Source organism: Streptomyces sp. MNU76, assembly GCF_020982545.1.
In the GTDB taxonomy this organism is placed as follows: Bacteria; Actinomycetota; Actinomycetes; order Streptomycetales; family Streptomycetaceae; genus Streptomyces.
The window spans coordinates 283,168-299,551 of record NZ_JAJKLK010000024.1 but is presented as its reverse complement, the minus strand read 5'-3'; the positions used below and the strand labels follow the sequence as shown (position 1 = coordinate 299,551).

The 16,384-nt window shown below is 71.2% G+C and carries 9 protein-coding genes and 3 pseudogenes; 2 read left to right on the top strand and 10 right to left on the bottom strand.

Going from position 1 to position 16,384, the window contains the following annotated elements; all coding sequences use genetic code 11:
* Window positions 1-16 precede the first annotated feature (16 nt).
* Window positions 17-760, top strand: coding sequence for a zinc ABC transporter ATP-binding protein AztA (gene aztA, locus E4N62_RS39530; RefSeq protein ID WP_374117189.1), 744 nt, complete (start codon window positions 17-19; stop codon window positions 758-760).
* Window positions 761-1,496: 736 nt separating this feature from the next.
* Here aztA and E4N62_RS39525 read toward each other — a convergent pair.
* A complete protein-coding gene (locus E4N62_RS39525; protein WP_230222449.1) occupies window positions 1,497-4,415 on the bottom strand; it encodes a cation-translocating P-type ATPase in 2,919 nt (972 codons plus the stop codon).
* A 2-nt stretch (window positions 4,416-4,417) separates the two neighbouring features.
* Entirely contained in the window at window positions 4,418-5,287 is an 870-nt protein-coding gene (locus E4N62_RS39520; RefSeq protein ID WP_230222885.1) for a universal stress protein, read from the bottom strand.
* Between E4N62_RS39520 and E4N62_RS48990 the strand changes: the two are divergent.
* Window positions 5,219-5,692, top strand: a pseudogene (locus E4N62_RS48990) (hypothetical protein); the annotation flags it as partial. The gene E4N62_RS39520 and the pseudogene E4N62_RS48990 sit on opposite strands and share 69 nt — an antisense overlap.
* 210 nt (window positions 5,693-5,902) lie before the next feature.
* Here E4N62_RS48990 and E4N62_RS39510 read toward each other — a convergent pair.
* From E4N62_RS39510 to E4N62_RS39480, 8 genes and pseudogenes are all read right to left on the bottom strand, one after another.
* Window positions 5,903-6,790, bottom strand: a complete 888-nt coding sequence (locus tag E4N62_RS39510) for a universal stress protein (protein WP_230222447.1) — start codon at window positions 6,788-6,790, stop codon at window positions 5,903-5,905.
* Entirely contained in the window at window positions 6,787-6,984 is a 198-nt protein-coding gene (locus E4N62_RS39505; RefSeq protein WP_230222444.1) for a hypothetical protein, read from the bottom strand. The genes E4N62_RS39510 and E4N62_RS39505 overlap by 4 nt, the downstream gene beginning before the upstream one ends.
* Window positions 6,985-7,048: 64 nt before the next feature.
* A pseudogene (locus E4N62_RS49875) lies at window positions 7,049-7,153 on the bottom strand (universal stress protein); the annotation flags it as partial.
* 94 nt (window positions 7,154-7,247) lie between these two features.
* Window positions 7,248-8,160 (bottom strand): annotated as a pseudogene (locus E4N62_RS39500) (universal stress protein).
* A 780-nt stretch (window positions 8,161-8,940) separates the two neighbouring features.
* Entirely contained in the window at window positions 8,941-10,257 is a 1,317-nt protein-coding gene (locus E4N62_RS39495) for a ricin-type beta-trefoil lectin domain protein (RefSeq protein WP_230222443.1), read from the bottom strand.
* A complete protein-coding gene (locus E4N62_RS39490; RefSeq protein WP_230222440.1) occupies window positions 10,254-13,175 on the bottom strand; it encodes a glycoside hydrolase N-terminal domain-containing protein in 2,922 nt (973 codons plus the stop codon). Before E4N62_RS39490 ends, E4N62_RS39495 begins: the two co-directional genes overlap by 4 nt.
* Window positions 13,176-13,398: 223 nt before the next feature.
* Complete coding sequence (locus tag E4N62_RS39485; protein ID WP_230222438.1) at window positions 13,399-14,880, bottom strand: ricin-type beta-trefoil lectin domain protein; 1,482 nt, start codon at window positions 14,878-14,880, stop codon at window positions 13,399-13,401.
* A 428-nt stretch (window positions 14,881-15,308) separates the two neighbouring features.
* Complete coding sequence (locus E4N62_RS39480) at window positions 15,309-16,298, bottom strand: RNA polymerase sigma factor (RefSeq protein ID WP_230222435.1); 990 nt, start codon at window positions 16,296-16,298, stop codon at window positions 15,309-15,311.
* Window positions 16,299-16,384: the final 86 nt, after the last annotated feature.

Genomic DNA, 16,384 nt, shown 5'->3' with positions numbered 1-16,384 from the left:
GAGGCAGGACACTACAATGAAAACCATGTTCAAAAAACCGTGCACCTCTCCCGCCCCTCCCCTCGAGCGGACTGTTCACCTCCGCTTCTCGAGGCTGTGCGCCGGCTATCCAGGGCGCCCAGTACTCCATCAAGTCAGTGCGGAAATAACCGAGTTGACCACGACGGTGCTGGTCGGCCCGAACGGCAGCGGCAAGTCGACCCTGCTCGGTGTGCTCGCCGGTGTGATCAAGCCGACATCCGGCGATCTCCTCCGCACCGGCGATCGACCGCCCGCCTTCGTACCGCAGCGCGGAGCAGTCGGCGACACCCTCCCGCTCACCGTTCGGCAGACCGTGGAGATGGGGCGCTGGGGCGAGCGCGGGCCGTGGCGCCGGCTGACCGCACGAGACCACGCGACCGTGGACGCGGCGCTCGACCGGCTCGGCATCGGCGACCTCGCCTCACGTCAACTGGGCGAACTGTCGGGCGGGCAGCGTCAACGTGCGCTCATCGCCCAGGGTCTGGCGCAGGAGTCGGACCTGCTGCTCCTCGACGAGCCGACCACCGGCCTGGACCCGGAGGCGAGGGAGCGGATCGGGGCACTGCTGACGGCGCTCGTCGCCGACGGCGTGACGGTCGTCCAGGCGACGCACGACCTGGAGGTCGCGCGCGCGGCGCACACCTGCCTCCTGCTCCAGGACGGCCGCCTCGTCGGGCAGGGACGTCCGGACCAGGTCCTGACCACGTCGGCGCTGGCCCAGGTCTGGCAAGCGCTCTGAGGAGCAGAGCACAGCAACCGCGAAGGCCCTGCCACGATGGCCAACCGGCGCCTGGGGGGCCGAGGTGTTCGCCTAGCGCAGCATGCCCGGCCCTGAGCGACCGCCTGCCCGGCAGGCGACACGCAGCGCGGACCGATCTGCCTTCACAGGCAGTCGGATGGGCTGTCGAGGAGGTCCCCCAGAGCGCGAATCAGGAGCGCGGCCTGTGACTGCCAGGTCCGCCGCGATCCGGGCGGCACCGCCACATGCCCTCGGTCGTGGCCGTCCGCCCGCCTGACCATGAACAGCCCGCGCACGGGAACCTGGTGCAGCCCTCTCCGCCTTCCGGACCGGAACCAGGCATTGCTTCAGACCCCCACCAAGGAGGTCGCCAGGCCATCAACCCGGGACGCCCCGCGTCCGATGCTGACCGTTTGCTGACCCGCTGCGCCCGATCAAACCTCCGACCTGCACAAACGCCCAGATACTAGATCTTCGACTTGAACATCGTACGCAGCATTTTGGACTCCTGAAAGACGGCTCCCTGCCTGCTTTGTGCAGGTCAAAGGCGGTTTTCACTCTACACGGGCACGCGTCGGAGTCGGTGACTGTGAGGAACATCGCTTCGCTCTGACGAGCAGGCTTCCAGCCTGCGATTCCGTGCTGACCGGACACCGACTTGCCTGACGACAAGTCGGGCGGGTCAACCCACCCCGTCGACCCGGGGCTTCGCCCGGTCCTCCCAGAATGTGCGGACCTACGGTCGGCTGATGCTCCACCGCCGTCTTGACCCGCGACCACGAGACGCTCTGCGGGGTGCGTCCGCGGAGCGGCCGTGCTGCCGGCCGACGCGCCAGGCGTGCTCGGTCAGCAGCACGGTGGAGGCGGTGCCGAGGCAGATCGCCCACTGGGCGGGGCTGAGCGACACGGTGTCGAAGACTCCCTGGGCCATGGGCACTTGCACGGCGACGACCTGGAGGATCAGGACGGCGGCCAGGCAGATCCACAGGGTGCGGTTGCGCAGTTGGTGGCGGCCGAGGACGGGGCCGTCCTCGCCGCGCGCGGTCAGGGCGTTGCACAGCTGGAAGAGCACGAACGTGGTGAAGGCCATGGTGGCGGCGGTCGCGGGGTCGGTGAGGTGGCGGGCGCCGGCGAAGACGGCCAGGGTGCCTGCGGCCATGACCGCGCCGGAGCGGGTGATGGCGGTCAGGCGGCGGGCGTTCAGAATACGTTCGCCGGGCGGGTGGGGCGGACGCCTCATCACGTTGTCCCGCGGAGGGTCGATGCCCAGAGCCATGGCGGGCGGCCCGTCCATGATGATGTTGACCCACAGCAGCTGGATCGCGGACATGGGCGCGGGCAGGCCGGCGAGCACGGTGGCGAGCAGGGTGAGGATGGCGCCGATGTTGGTGGACAGCTGGAAGCGGACGAAAGTGACGATGTTGTCGTAGATCGAGCGGCCCTCGCGCACCGCGCGGACGATGGTGGAGAAGTCGTCGTCGGTCAGGACCATGTCGGCGGCCTCTTTGGCCACGTCGGTGCCGGTGATGCCCATCGCGACGCCGATGTGGGCCGCGCGCAGGGCGGCGGCGTCGTTGACGCCGTCTCCGGTCATGGCCACGATGTGGCCCTTCGCGGAGAGCGCGCGGACGACGGTCACCTTGTGTTCGGGGGCGACGCGGGCGAAGACACCGATGTCCTCGATACGGTCCGCGAGCTCCCGCTCGTTCATCCGGACCAGTTCGGTGCCGGTGACGACGTCACCGGTGATGCCGATTTCGCGGGCGATGGCGGCGGCGGTGTCCGCATGGTCACCGGTGATCATCTTGACGGTGACTCCGGCGGCCTGGGCCAGGGCGACGGCGTCGCGGGCCTGAGGACGCGGAGGGTCGGCTATTCCCGCGATCGCGGTCAGGGTCAGTCCCGTCACCTCCTGGGGGTTCGGCCGGTCGGTGGTGGCGGTGGCCGCCCCGAGGACCCGCAGGCCCTGACCACCCATTCCCCGGGCAACGTGGGTGACCTCGCGGCGGCGCTCGGCATCGAGGGGGACGCGGCCCTGAGCGGTCAGGACGTGGGTGCAGCGGTCCAGCAGGGCGTCGACGGCCCCCTTGGCGTGGACGCGGACGCGGCCGTCCGCGTCGGTGTGGAAGGTGGCCATGTACTTGGCGTCCGAGTCGAAGGGGATCTCACCGGTGCGTGGCGTGCGGTCGCGGAGTCCGGCATCGAGACCGGCCTTGGCGGCGAGTACGGCCAAGGCGGCCTCGGTGGGGTCCCCGATGACGCCGTCCGGGGTGATCCGGGCGTCGTTGCACAACGCGAACGGCAGCACCGCGTCGCGCAGGGCAGGCGGAGCCGCGTCATACACGGGCGCGTCATGCTGCCTCATATCGCGGGTGGCCGCGTCAGGCAGGGCCGCATCGTGCGGGTCCCGGCCGTGCCGCTCGTCGGTGAGGCGGACGGCGCCGACGGTCTCGTAGCCCTCCCCGGTCACCTCATACGCGCGCCCGGCGGCCCACAGGGCTCGGGTGGTCATCTGGTTCAGGGTCAGGGTGCCGGTCTTGTCGCTGCACACCACGGTCGCCGAGCCGAGTGCCTCGACGGAGGCCAGGCGCTTGACGATGGCGCCGCGGCGGGCCATGCGGTGGACGCCCAGGGCCAGGGTGAGTGCGAGAACGGCCGGCAGACCCTCGGGAATCGCGGCGACGGCCAGGGCCACCGCGCGCAGCGCGAGGTCGGCGAGCTCCTCGCCGCGCAGGAGGGCCACGAGCGTGTAGGCGGCCACAGCGATGCCGCTGACCAGGGCCAGACGCCGACCCAGGCTGTCCATCTGGACCTGCAGCGGGCTGGGTGGTTCCGCTCCGGTGCGCAGTGCCTCGGCGATCGCGCCGACCTCGGTGCGCATGCCTGTGGCCGTGACGATCATCTCGGCTCGGCCGCGGGCCAGCGCGGTGTTCATGAAGAGCATGCCGGTGCGCTCGGCAACGGGTACGGGCTCGGCGCCGTCGGACTCGGTGGGCGCGGTCGTCTTGGCGACGGGCTGGGACTCGCCGGTCAGCGCGGCCTCGGCGGCCTCGACCGACTCGGCGACCACCAGGCGACCGTCGGCCGGGACACGGTCACCCGCTTCCAGAAGGACGATGTCGCCGGGGACCAGGGCATCGGCCTGGATCACCTTCACCTGGCTGTCCCGGCGCACGCGCGCGGTGGGGACCAGCATCTGGCGCAGCGCCTCCAGACTGCGCTCGGCACGGCGTTCCTGCAGGTAGCCGATAGCGGCGTTGATGAGCAGGACGACCGTGATGACGAGGGCGTCCTTGATCTCACCGATGATTCCGGCGACGACGGCTGCGGCGAGCAGGATGCCGATCAGCCAGCTGCGGAACTGGTCCAGCAGGCGCAGCCACTGCGGCCGGCGCACCGGCTCGGCCAGTACGTTGGTGCCCCAGGCGGCGGCCCGCTGCTCGGCGTCCGCCGTGCTCAGGCCCCTGGCCGGGACCACCGCCAGTAAGCCCGCCACTTCGGCGGCGTCGCGCCGGTAGGCGTCCGCCTGCGGGGGCGTCCGTACCGGCAGGGCATGATGTGCGGCCGGGGTCTGCTCGGACAGGGTGTGGCTCCCGGCCGTGGGCTGCCGCTCGGGCCGGGTGTCTTTCCCGGCCGTGGACTGCTGCTCAGGCACGGTCACTCCTTGCCGCGGACGATGGTGACGGGGCAGTGGGCGTGGTGCAGCAGGGCCTGGCTGACGGAGCCGAGCAGCAGCCCGGCGAAGCCGCCCCGGCCCCGGGCGCCGGTCACCACCAGTTGGGCGCCGCGACTGGCATCGATCAGGGCGGGGCGGATACGGGAACGCACCAGGCGCCGCTCGACCACGACCTCGGGATGGACCTTCCGCCAGGAGGCCACCGTCTCGTCCAGCAGTTGCTGCTCGGCCTCGCGAATACGGTCGATGTCCGCCACCACTGCGGTGAGGGGGTCACCGGGGCCTTCGTAGGCACGCTCGCTGAAGGTGTTCCACACATGGAGAGCGACCAGCGGCGCCTTGCGCAGCGCCGCTTCGGCGAACGCGAACCCCACCGCCGCCTCGCCGGCTTCGGAGCCGTCCACGGCCAGGATCACCGCACCGGCCGGATCGGGGCGGCCCCGCACCACCATCAGCGGGCACCGGCCGTGGGCGGCCAGATGTACCGCCGTCGAGCCCAGCAGCAGCCCGGAGAAGCTGCCCAGGCCCCGGCTGCCGACCACCGCCAGCGACGCCGACCGTGACTCGATCTCCAGCACCTCAAGCGCTGCCCCGGCCACCACCGACCGGGTGATCTCGATGTCCGGCGCGAGCGCGTGCGCCCGCTCCTCGGCGTGGGCCAGTGCACCCCGCACCATCGGCTGCAGGCCGTGGCCGGCGGGGTCCCACGGTGGCGCACCGGCCGGCCGGCGTCCGGGCACCTGGCCGAAGGCGTGCACGATCCGCAGCCCCACCCCGCGCAGATGCGCCTCACGGGCCGCGACCTCGACCGCGTCGATGCTGGAGGCGGAACCGTCCACGCCCACGATCACCGGATCACTCACCGTGTCACGGTCACTCACTGGATACTCCCATCCGGCCCGTCGCCGACGCGCGGGCCCTCGGTTCCCAGCCTCGGCGCGGCGAGCCGGTACGCCCAGGGGCCGTCAGTCCGTGCCCAGGGGCCACTCGGCCCTGTCGGACACCCCGGCCTGATCGGCCTCGCCCTGACCGGGACCGCCGCCGACCGGGCCCGGACCGTGCTCAGCCCACTGCGCGACCTGTTCGCCGCGGTGTTCTTCCTCGCCCTCGGCCTGTCCGTCGCCCCGGGCGACCTGCTGCCGACGCTGCCCGCTGCCGCGGCGCTGGCCGTGGTCACGGCCGCCACCAAGGTCACCTCCGGCTGGTACGCGGCCCGCCGCGAGGGCGCCGGCCGCCGCGGCAGGCTCCGCGCCGGAACCGCGCTCATCGCCCGCGGCGAGTTCTCCGTCGTCATCATCGGCCTGGCCGCCCCCGGGCAGGGCCGCCTGGCGGCGCCGGTCACCACCTACGTGATGCTCCTCGGCGTCTGCGGCCCGCTCCTCACCCGCTTCGCGTCCACCAGGCAGACGGCCCCCTGCCCTGTCCCGCGGCGCGGGACAGGGCAGGGGGCCGCCCACCGCACGAGGTCAGTGCCGCGCCTCCGCTCCCCGCACCACCGCGACCGGGCAGTGGGCGTGGTGCAGCAGGGCCTGACTGACCGAGCCGAGCAGCAGCCCGGCGAAGCCGCCCCGCCCGCGGGCACCGGTCACCACCAGCTGGGCGGACCGGCTCGCCTCGATCAACGCCTCCCGCGTCCCGCCGTGCACGACCCGGTGCTCCACCACGACACCCGGGTGCCGCTCCCGGCGTCCGGCCAGCGCCTCGGACAGCAGGCGCTCCTCCTCCCCGACGAGGGCGCCCGGCGGGTTCGCGTACGGCATCGACACATCCTGCGGTGCGGGCATCGGCGCGTTCCACGTGGTCCAGGCGTGCAGCGCCACCAACGGCGCCTTGCGCAGCTCGGCCTCGGCGAACGCGAAGTCCACCGCCGGCCCGCCCGCCGCCGAGCCGTCGACGCCCAGCACGATCGGGCCCTCCGTTCTCGGCTGCTCACGCACGACCAGCACCGGACACCGGCCGTGTGCCGCCAGATGGACGGCCGTCGACCCGACCAGCAGCCCGACGAACCCGCCCATGCCGCGGGACCCGACCACCACCAGCTCGGCCGCACGCGACTGCGCCTCCAGCACCGTCAGCGGCTCACCCGTCACCACGGCATGGCTGACCTCGACCTCAGGCGCCGCGGCGCGCGCCCGCTCGACCGCCTCGGCCACCACACGGTCGGCCAGGTTCCGGAGTCCGCCCTCGGCCGGACCCGACGGTGGCGGGCCCAGGGGCACGTGCAGCGCGGGCCAGATGAACGCGTGCACCACCCGCAGCCCCGCCCCGCGCGACCGCGCCTCCCGCGCCGCGGCCTCGACCGCCGCGAGACTCGACGCCGACCCGTCCACACCGGCTACCACCACACCGCTCATCGTGCCTCCCACATCCAGTACGCCAGTACGCTCACCCGCCACACTCCCCCGGCCGCGCCCCGTCCGCATGGGCCTGATGGCGCCACGGCCAGGGCCGACCGGCACTCCTTCGCGGCGGCGACGTACCCGTGCTCCGGCTCCTCGAACACGACGTCCGCTATGACCCACAGACCCGGGGTGCCGAGCGCGGACACGCTCGGCAGCGGCGCCCACCACGTCCTGAGGCAGGGGCAGTTCGGTCGGTTTGCCGATGTCCCGGGTGAGCGCGGCGCCCTCGTACCGCCACCACAGGCAGGCGTGCACCACCCGCAGTGGCGCCCCGCGCAGGACGGCCTCGTCGGCGGCCCGGTCGGCAGCGCGCAGGCTCGGCTCGAAACCGTCGGCGCCTACGACCAGGGGCCCGCCGAGGGCTCGCTCGTCTGCGGGTTCATGGTCTCCACTCCTTCCGAGAGCGTGGTCAGTCGTGCGCGACGACGGCCACGGGGGCGGCGGCGTGGTGCAGTACCGCGTGTGTGACGGGACCGATGTGGACGCCGAACGGGCTGCGGCGGACCCGGCGGCCGACGACCACCAGGGAAGCGTTCCGGGAGGCGTCGACGACGTGGTGGGCAGGGCTTGCCGGAGGGGGTCTCCTCGAAGACCTCGACGTCCGGGTACTTGCACCGCCAGGGCCGCAGCACCGCGGCGAGGGCGGCGGCCTCCTGCCGGCCGAGTGCGGAGTCGAGCTCGGCGTCGGCGAGCAGACCGTAGGCCACGTAGGGCGGGAGGTTCCAGCCGTGCACGACCCGCAGGGCGGTGTCGCGGCGGGCTGCCGCCTCGAAGGCGAAGGCGATCACCGTGTCGTCGGGGTGTGCGGGGTCGAGGCCGAGCACGACGGGCCGATACGGGGTGGCGGCGGACGGGATGCCGGCGGGGTCCATCTCGTGCTCGTCGGCGGCCTGTTCCCCGGCCCGCACCAGGACGACGGGGGTGTCGGTGTGCGCGATCACAGCCGCGCCCACCGACCCGACGAGGAACCCGCCGATCCCGCTCAGCCCACGCGAGCCGAGGACGAGGAGTTCGGTGTCCTTCGCCGCCTTGGGCAACGCGTCCATCGGCCTGCCGGGGATCGGCTCGATCTCCACCTGCACGCCGGGGTGGCGCCGACGCAGGCCCTCTGCCGTCTCGCGCGGAATCCGTTCGCCCCAGTGCCGCAGCTTCTCGGCGCCGAGCAGCGGGGCCTGCGCCTGCGCCAAAGGCTCCGGGACGGGTTCCCAGACGTGCACCAGCCGCAGCGGCAGGCCGCGCAGCTTCGCCTCCCGGGCCGCCCACTCGGCAGCCGCGCGGCTCTCTGCTGAGCCGTCGAGGCCCACGGTGACATTGCGGGACATGCTGTCCACCTCCTGTGTCGGGGTTGCGATGCCAGGGTGGTGGCGGAGGAAGCCACGGGTGCAGGTACCGCAGGTCCCCGGTGCGGAGCCGACCGGCCCCATCGGTCCCTATGAGTCACCAGGCCGGGTCTCGGCGTCGTTGCACGGCGCTGGGCGAAGAGGGGCCCAGCGGCGCACCGACTCGGGCGTATCGGACCAACGGGGTGCCGGTAAGAGAGGGCGGAGCGGCGCCGGAGCGTGGTGCGGGGTGCCGCTCACTGCGAGCGGTCCCGCCTCCACTCCGACAGGCTGCTGGCACCGGCTCGGCCTGGCACAGCCTCAGTCCTTGAAGAACGACCCCATACCGCGAGCGAGCCGACGAGCCAGGAAGTGAACCTTCCGAGCGGGAGCCCGGCGTCTGCGCCCGGGCCGCTGCCGCGGCGGTCACCAGGTCGGCATGACGGGACGCTTGAGCACCTGATGCTGACCATTTACTGACCTGAGCGACCCAATCATGGCCCTGACCTGCACAAACACCCAGACGCTCGCTATGGGCGGGAGGCTGCCGCGGCTTGGGAGACGGAGAGCAACGCGCCTGGTGCATCCGGCGACGCGTCGTCCACACCCGAAGGTGACATGCACCTGCCGACCGGCGCTGAGGCGTGGAGGCGGACGCCGGTCCGGGTGACTGCCGAGGTTGCGGAAGATCGCGTGCGGTCAGGGCGAGACGGACTTCCGAAGGGCTGGGCCGTCTGGAGGTGGAGGCGGCCGCGACTACTGCGGCCGCCTTCACACCTCTGCTTACGCTCGGGCCCAGCGTTGGTTGACTCCGGTGTGGCAGCTCCACACGATCACCGCAGCGCCGTTGGCGGTGCTGCCGCCGTTGACGTCCAGGCAGAGTCCGGTCTGGACGTTGCTGACGGTTCCGTCGGTGTTCACATTCCATTGCTGGTTCGCACCGCCGGTGCAGTCCCAGATCCGCGCTCGGGTGCCGGAGGCGGCGTTGCTCGGCACGTCCAGGCATCTGCCCAGCACCCGCAGGGTCTGTCCGGTCTGGGTGAACTGCTGGTTGGTGCCGGTGTGGCAGTCCCAGATGACCATCTGGGCACCGTTGGACGAGTCGGCACCGCTGACGTCCAGGCATCGGTCGGCGGACTGGCTCCGCAGCCGGAATGTGGTCGGGTCCGGGGGATTCGGGTTCGGGTCGGCACCCGTGAAGAAGCTCCAGACCTCTTGCTTGACCCAGCTCCTGGCGCCGCTCTCGCAGCCCGCGCACCCGTCCACGGGGCCTTGCTGGTGGCCTCCGTCGAACGCGGCCCAGACGACCGGATACCCCTCGCGGCAGCCCGAGTAGGCGGTGGTGATGTGGGTGCGGCTGCCCGACGCGGGCTCCGGCGGGTTCTGGGGAGTGCAGCCGTTGTTCCTGACGAACCTGTCCCGCATCCCGCGACCGGCGCCGATGTTGTCGTTGATGCCATGGATTCCCATGTACGCGAAGGGCTGGGTGCCTCCGCTGCACCCGCTGATCCCCCCGGGCGCGGCTATCGCGGCGACCGCACGGAAGACGTTGGGCCTGGCACATGCGAGTGCGTAGCTCATGGCTCCGCCGTAGCTGAAGCCGAGGGCGAAGCGCTGCGTGGTGTCGACACAGAGGTCGTTGTCGATACGCCTGATCATGTCGTCGACGAAGGTCACGTCCTCGCCGCCGGAGTTGCCCCAGCCGTTGTTGAGGCCCTGCGGAGCTACGAAGATCGCACTGTTGTTCGCCAGTCGCCGGAGTCCGTAGTGGGCATAGACATCGCCGTCGCTTCCGCCGCCGGCGACCTGCCCGGCGGTGCCACCCAACCAGTGGAATCCGAAGACCAGTCGATATTGGCGGGTGTTGTCGTAGTTCTCCGGGATGCTGAGGATGAAGGAGCGGCTCTTGCCGCCGCTCTGAATGGTGTGCGTGCCGTTCGTCAGCGTGGGGGTGCGTCCGCATCCGGCGGTCCCCGCGAGGGTGGACCGTGCGGTGGGTGACGCGTCGGCCGCGGCGGCTCGCGCCACGTCGGCCATGGCGAGAACGAGTAACGCCGCCAACACGGTTCGCCAGGAGAACAATCGGTGGATCGGCATCATGCGGCTCCCTCGCTGCTCGGTGACATGGCTCTGGCAGGTCGGTCCTGCCGCCGTAGGCCCTGGGGCTGGACGCGGTCGAGTCGGAACCGCTGGTTGGCGCTGCCCGTGGCTGCCCACTGGGAGATGCGGGCTCCGTCGGCGGTGGAGCCCTCCCACACGTCCAGGGCGAGGCCGCTCTGCCGGTTGACCAGACTGACCACACCACCGCCGTGGTCGACTGTCCGCCACTGCTGGCCGGTGGTGTCGGTGTCCGGCTGCTGGGTGATGTCGGCGCCGCTGCCGCTACCGGCGGCTTGCAGGAACAGACCACTGTGCCCAACCCGGATCTTGTGGTGCCCGCCGTCGGAGGGCAGGAACTCGAAGTGCTGGTTGAGACCGGCGGTGATCTGCCACTGGATCAGCCGCGCACCGGCGGCCGTGGACGCACCGCTGATGTCGGCGGCCTTGCCGCTGTGCTGGGCCACCAGCCGATAGGCCACGCCGGTCTCCACCGGCCCCGACCTGCGTGCGGACGCGCGGTAGGTGTGGCCGGCCTGGCCGGCGAACTCGATGAGATCGGTCTCGAGCCGCTTCGGCTGGACGGGATCGCCGCTCGATTCGTCCCGCAGCGTGAAGTCACCGGCGAAGATCCGGCTGCGCACCCGGACGGCACCGGTTCGGTCGGGTGTGACGACGCACTCGATCCGGTCGCTGCTCCACTCGGCGCCGACGGTGTGTCCGCCGCGGCCGCGCAGTCCGCTCACGCGCCCGGTGGGCCAGGCGGCCGGCAGCGCCGGCAGCACGTGCAGTTCGCCGTTGTGGCTCTGCACCAGCATCTCCGCGATGCCCGAGGTGGCGCCGAAGTTGCCGTCGATCTGGAACGGCGGGTGCAGGTCGAACATGTTGGGCGCGAGCCGGTCCGTCCGCACCAGGTCCCGGATCAGCTTGTGGGCCCGGGCGCCGTCCTCCAACCGGGCCCAGAAGTTGATCTTCCACGCGAGCGACCATCCCGTCCCGTCGTCACCGCGCAGCTCCAGCGTCCGCCGCGCGGCCTCGTGCAACTGGGGTGTCCCGCGCTTGGTGATCTGGTTGCTCGGATGCAGACCGTACAGGTGGGACACGTGCCGGTGAGTCCGCTCGGTCTCCACCCAGTCGGCCAGCCACTCCTGGACATTGCCCCTGGAGCCGACCCGCGTCGGCGCCAGCCGGTCCCGGGCCGCCAGTGCCTGAGCGCGGAAGGCGGCGTCCACGCCGAGGACTTCGCCGGCGCGGGCGACGCTGTTGAAGAGGTCGCGCAGGATCTGGTTGTCCATGGTGGGCCCGGCGCAGACGGTGGCGTTCGCGTGGTGAGGGAGCTCCGGAGAGTTCGACGGGTTGGTGACCAGGTGTCCGAGCGTCGGGTGGGCGACGAGGGTGTCGAGGAAGAACTGGGCGGCGCCCTTCAGGGCCGGGTAGTTCGAGCGGAGGAAGTCGATGTCACCGGTGAACAGGTAGTGGTCCCAGATCAGGGTGGCCAGCCACGCGCCACCGGTCTGCCACATCCCCCACTGCGCTCCGTCGACGACCGAGGCCCCCCGCCACGCGTCGGTGTTGTGATGCGTCACCCAGCCGCCGGCGCCGTACTGCGCCTGGGCCACCCGGGCGCCGGTCACCGTCAGGTCGTCGATCATGTCGAAGACCGGGCGGAAGCACTCGGACAGGTTCGTCGTATCGGCGGGCCAGTAGTTCATCGGCAGGTTGGCGTTGATGGTGAACTTCGAGTCCCAGGACGGAGCCATCTGGTCGTTCCAGATGCCCTGCAGGTTCGCCGGCTGGGTGCCCGGCCGCGAGGACGAGATGAGCAGGTACCGGCCGAACTGGAACAACAGGGCGGAGAACTGCGGGTCGTTCACCTGCCCGTGCTGCGCGATCCGTACGTCGGTCGGCTGGTCGGCCGCCGTCGTACGGCCCAGATCGATCGACACCCGGTTGAACAACCCCTGGTAGTCGGCGAGATGCCGGCGGCGCAGTTCGTCGACGCCGACGTTGCGGGCGGCGTCGAGGTGGCGCCGCGCGATCCCCTGGTAGTCGCCGCCGACGTTGCGGAAGTCGACGTAGCTGGAGCCGATCGACACCAGCACCGTCACGCTGGTGGCGCCGGAGACCCGCAGGGTGCCGCCCGAGCTGCTGACCGTGCCGCCTGTCACGGTGGCGTGGGCCAGGGCGAGGAATCGGACCCGCCCGGTGATGCCTTCCATGGTGCCGGAGGTGCCGTCGAGGGCGATCGTGGCCCCGTCCGGGCTGGACACCGTGGTGCGTTGTGGGCTGTCGAAGGTGGCGGTGAAGGTCAGGGAGTTGGCGCGGTCGGCCGTCAGCCGGGTCACGATCAGCTGGTCGGGTGCGCTGGCGAAAACCTCACGCTGGTACCGCACGCCGTTCAGCACGTAGGTCGTGGTGGCCGTGGCGGTGGTGAGGTCGAGCGTCCGGTTGTGCTGCGACGCACCGGTGGCGCTGCCGAAGGAGAGCCGAAGGTTTCCGACCGGCTGGTAGGCCAGCTGCCCGGCCGGGCTGCCCAGCATCGCCTGATTGATCAGGTCCTGCGCCGGTCCCCACTGATCCGCGAAGACCCGCCGCCGGATCTCCGCGATGTTGGCCGCACCGCGGGTGTTGGCGGAGTCGTACGGGCCGCCGGCCCAGACGGTGTCCTCGTTGAGCTGCAGCCGTTCGGTGTCGACGTTGCCGAACACCATCGCGCCGAGGCGTCCGTTGCCGATCGGCAGTGCCCGCAGCCAGTCCGCGCCGGCCGGCTTGTCGTACCACAGGGCGAGGTCGTCGGCGGCCAGAACCTCCGGCGGCGCGGCCGTGCCGGACCTGGCGACGGCCGTCCACCCACCCGGCACGATCCCTGCTCCGGCCGCCGCCCCGGCGGCGAGGAACCGTCTGCGTGTCACCTCGGACATGTCGTACTCCCTTCACGGACTGGAGCAGGTCATTGACTTGGGTGATGACAAACCGCCGGGGGGAAGGCGACGGCCGTACGCGGGGCGGCCGGCGCGTCGGGCGCCGACTTCCGGACGAACGCCGGAGCCTCGGGCGCTCGGATCAGCCGGTCCCTGCCGGCGTCCTCCCATTCGACTGGGAACGGTCCGTTGATCTCCACGCGGAGCGCGCCGCGGTCGGCGGTCACCGTCCACCGTGTCCGCCGAGTCGGGCGTCGCGTCGCGCGTCAGTGTTCTGGATCTGCCATCTCTGGTTGTCGCCGCCCCAGCACGCCCACAACTGCACCTTGAAGGTGGTGGTGTTCACGTCGAGGCAGAGGCCGGAGTGAATGCCGCGGATGGTGCCGTCAGTGCCCACCGTCCACCTCTGGTTGTCGCCGCCGTTGCACGCCCACGTGCCGACCACGGTGCCGTTCGTCGTCCCGCTGCCGTACGCGTCCAGGCACTTCTGGCCCCCCAGTGCGGTGACCTGTCCGCCGGGCGTCAAGGTCCACTGCCGGCCGACCGTGTCGGCGCAGGTGTCCACCTGGACTTGGGTGTTCGCCGCGGTCCCGCCGGGGATGTCCAGACAGCGCCCGGTGCCGACGTTGCGCAGCAGGCTGGTCGGGGCCGGGGCGTCGCCGTCCAGGCCCCAGCCGTACCGGAGGCGCTCGCGACCGCTGGCGCTGGGGGTGCTGAGCGTGAGGTCGGTACCGGTGCCATGCAGTTTCTGCATGGCATACCAGTCGTCACCCTGGCCGGCGCGTATCTTTCCGCCCAGCCCGGGCCAGTAGACGGAGCCGATCCGCAGTTCCCGGAGCACCGTGGTGGTGGCCCGGAAGTAGCGCACGAAGTTGTCCGTGCTGCCGGTGTCGTGGTAGTTGAGCCCGGTGTCCATCGGCGCGCCGAACTCGTCGACGACAGTGCGGTCGGCGCAGGAGCCGATCGCGTTCCGCAGGTACGCCACCCACTGGTCGTAGGTCTTCGCACCACTGAAGAACGTGTAGTGGTGCAGCGACAGGAACGTCCCGTCGAGGCGGCGGTCGGCGCACATGGACTTGATGTCGGTGTTCAGGCCGGCGCCGCTGACGAAGATACGGTTCCGCGGAATCGACGGGTGGCCGCTGATCCAGTTGCTCACCAGGTTCGCCCACTCACCGGCGCTGTGCCCCGCCGGTTCGTTCATCGGCTCGAAGTGGACGAGGCTGTTGGTGCCGTACCGGGCGAGCACGGTGTTCCACATGGTGTCGAAGGCGCTCGGGTCGACGATGCGACCGCCGCGGGCGGCCACCCCGTCCTCCCAGTAGGAGAGGACGACCTTGAATCCCTTCGCGGTGGCCGCGTCTATCGCGCCTGTGTACGCGCTCCACCAACTCGTCCCTACTGTGTAGGTGTTGATCGGGAGCCGGACGGTGTTGGCCCCGAGGTTGTTCTCGAAGCCGGTGTAGACGGCGTTGGCCTTCGCCACGACCGTCTGGTAGCTGTCGGAACCGCTCAATCCGTGCAGGACCAGCGGGCCACCGTGGAAGTTGTCACCGAGCCGGGCCCAGTTGACACCACGGAACTGGGCGGTGTCGGCGGCGGCCGGCGAGGCGCTCTGGGGTTCGACGACCGCGAGCGCGCCGAGCGCGGTCAGGACGCAGGCGAGCGCCCGGGCGAGGTAGCGTCGGCGATAAGCGTGGGGCATGGTCGTGTCTTCCCGGTCGGCGGTGTGGTCACGTATGCGCTGTGCGGGATCTGTTGACGCCTGCCGGCAGCCGGCCGAGCCGGCGCGGAGCTTGCCCTCTCCGCGCCGGCCCCCTCCCAGATCGCTCGCGCAGCGAGCATGTCAGCGTCATGCCGCTGCCGTGGCGCCTGGAAAGCCTCGCTCCCCGGCTTCGCCCGGATCTCCGCCGCCGGCGTCGGGGTCCATGCCCTGGTACGGAAACCGCGACTCGCAATCCGTAGATCGATTTCGGATTCCGCTTTCACAGGTCATGAATGGGGAACGTCACGCGTCGAACGACTAGAAGATTGACAGATTGCCATGGCCTATTCAAGAGGAAATCGTCGATACATATAGGCCTGAGTCGTCGTACAACCAACCGGAGAAGCGGGACTATTGACGGCCTCCTCTCATAACGTTTCCAGGCGGCGAATTTGAGTGAAGGACGCGTGTATATCGCGGCGGTTTTCGTTATCGGCGATCGGCTTGAACAGTCGCAGTCGCCGTAGCGTCGAAAAGCACGGCGCCGTCGCCGAACGCGATGACCTGGGTGCCGACTCGGCTCCCCTCACGACGGCATTCTCGGTCGCCCCGGCGCGCGCGGGTTTGTCGAGCACCGTGGCCTGCCGTGCCAGCGGGACGGGGAGCAGCGCCAAGGCGACGATCAGCCGCTCGAGGGGTACCAGTTCGTCGGCGGCCAGGCCGCAGTCCGCACAGGATCGGGTGTGCCGGGTGATGCGCTTACGCCACAGCGTGCTCGGTACGCCGTCCCAGCCCTCCAGCGCGGCGGTCAGCTGTGGGCACCGGGGGCTGGCTTCCAGCGCGGCGACGAGTGACCGGCTCAGCTCCAGCTGGTTGCGCATCCGCTGGACGCGCACACCCGCGTGAGCCACGCTCGTTCCCAGCGCCGCCGCGAGCTCCGCCCTCGTCAGTCGGCCCGCGGTCTCCAGCCACCACAGCGACAGCAGCGCCCGGGCGCCCGGGTCGAGCCATCGACTGGCGCGTACGGTCTTTCGGCGATGACCGGACAGCTCGACGTGGATCAGAGCGAGGTTCTCGGCGTCGGCGTCGGCGTCCGGCGGGTCGGTCATCTCGTCGAGGGGGGCCGTCCGTTCGGCGTCCGTCCGCCGCCGGTGCAGATGGGTGCTGATCTGTCGTGTGGCGATCGTGGCCAGCCAGGGCCGGAAGCACTCCGGGTCGCGCAACGTGCGCAGCTCGGGAAGTGCCCGCAGCATCGTCTCCTGCACCACGTCGTCGACGTCCGCAAGCTCACCCAGTGCCCTGCGCACGATCGCGTACACCAGCGGCAGGTACGTCGCGGCCAGTTCGTCGAGCGCTCGTGGATCGCCGGCCTGTGCGGCGACGACCAGGCTCGTCTCGTCGACTCGGCCGGCTCGCATCACGGGTCCGTACATGGTGCCGCGGGCAGGGCCGCCCAGGTGCCGCGCATGTCGCCACCCTCGGGTTCGCACGCACGATCGACGCG

What these genes read in the sequence shown, in the direction of transcription:
- E4N62_RS39510 (WP_230222447.1), bottom strand. Translation starts at nt 6,790, where the DNA reads ATGAGCGGTGTGGTGGTAGCCGGTGTGGACGGGTCGGCGTCGAGTCTC.
- E4N62_RS39490 (WP_230222440.1), bottom strand. Translation starts at nt 13,175, where the DNA reads ATGTCCGAGGTGACACGCAGACGGTTCCTCGCCGCCGGGGCGGCGGCC.
- E4N62_RS39495 (WP_230222443.1), bottom strand. Translation starts at nt 10,257, where the DNA reads ATGATGCCGATCCACCGATTGTTCTCCTGGCGAACCGTGTTGGCGGCG.
- aztA (WP_374117189.1), top strand. Translation starts at nt 17, where the DNA reads ATGAAAACCATGTTCAAAAAACCGTGCACCTCTCCCGCCCCTCCCCTC.
- E4N62_RS39480 (WP_230222435.1), bottom strand. Translation starts at nt 16,298, where the DNA reads ATGCGAGCCGGCCGAGTCGACGAGACGAGCCTGGTCGTCGCCGCACAG.
- E4N62_RS39485 (WP_230222438.1), bottom strand. Translation starts at nt 14,880, where the DNA reads ATGCCCCACGCTTATCGCCGACGCTACCTCGCCCGGGCGCTCGCCTGC.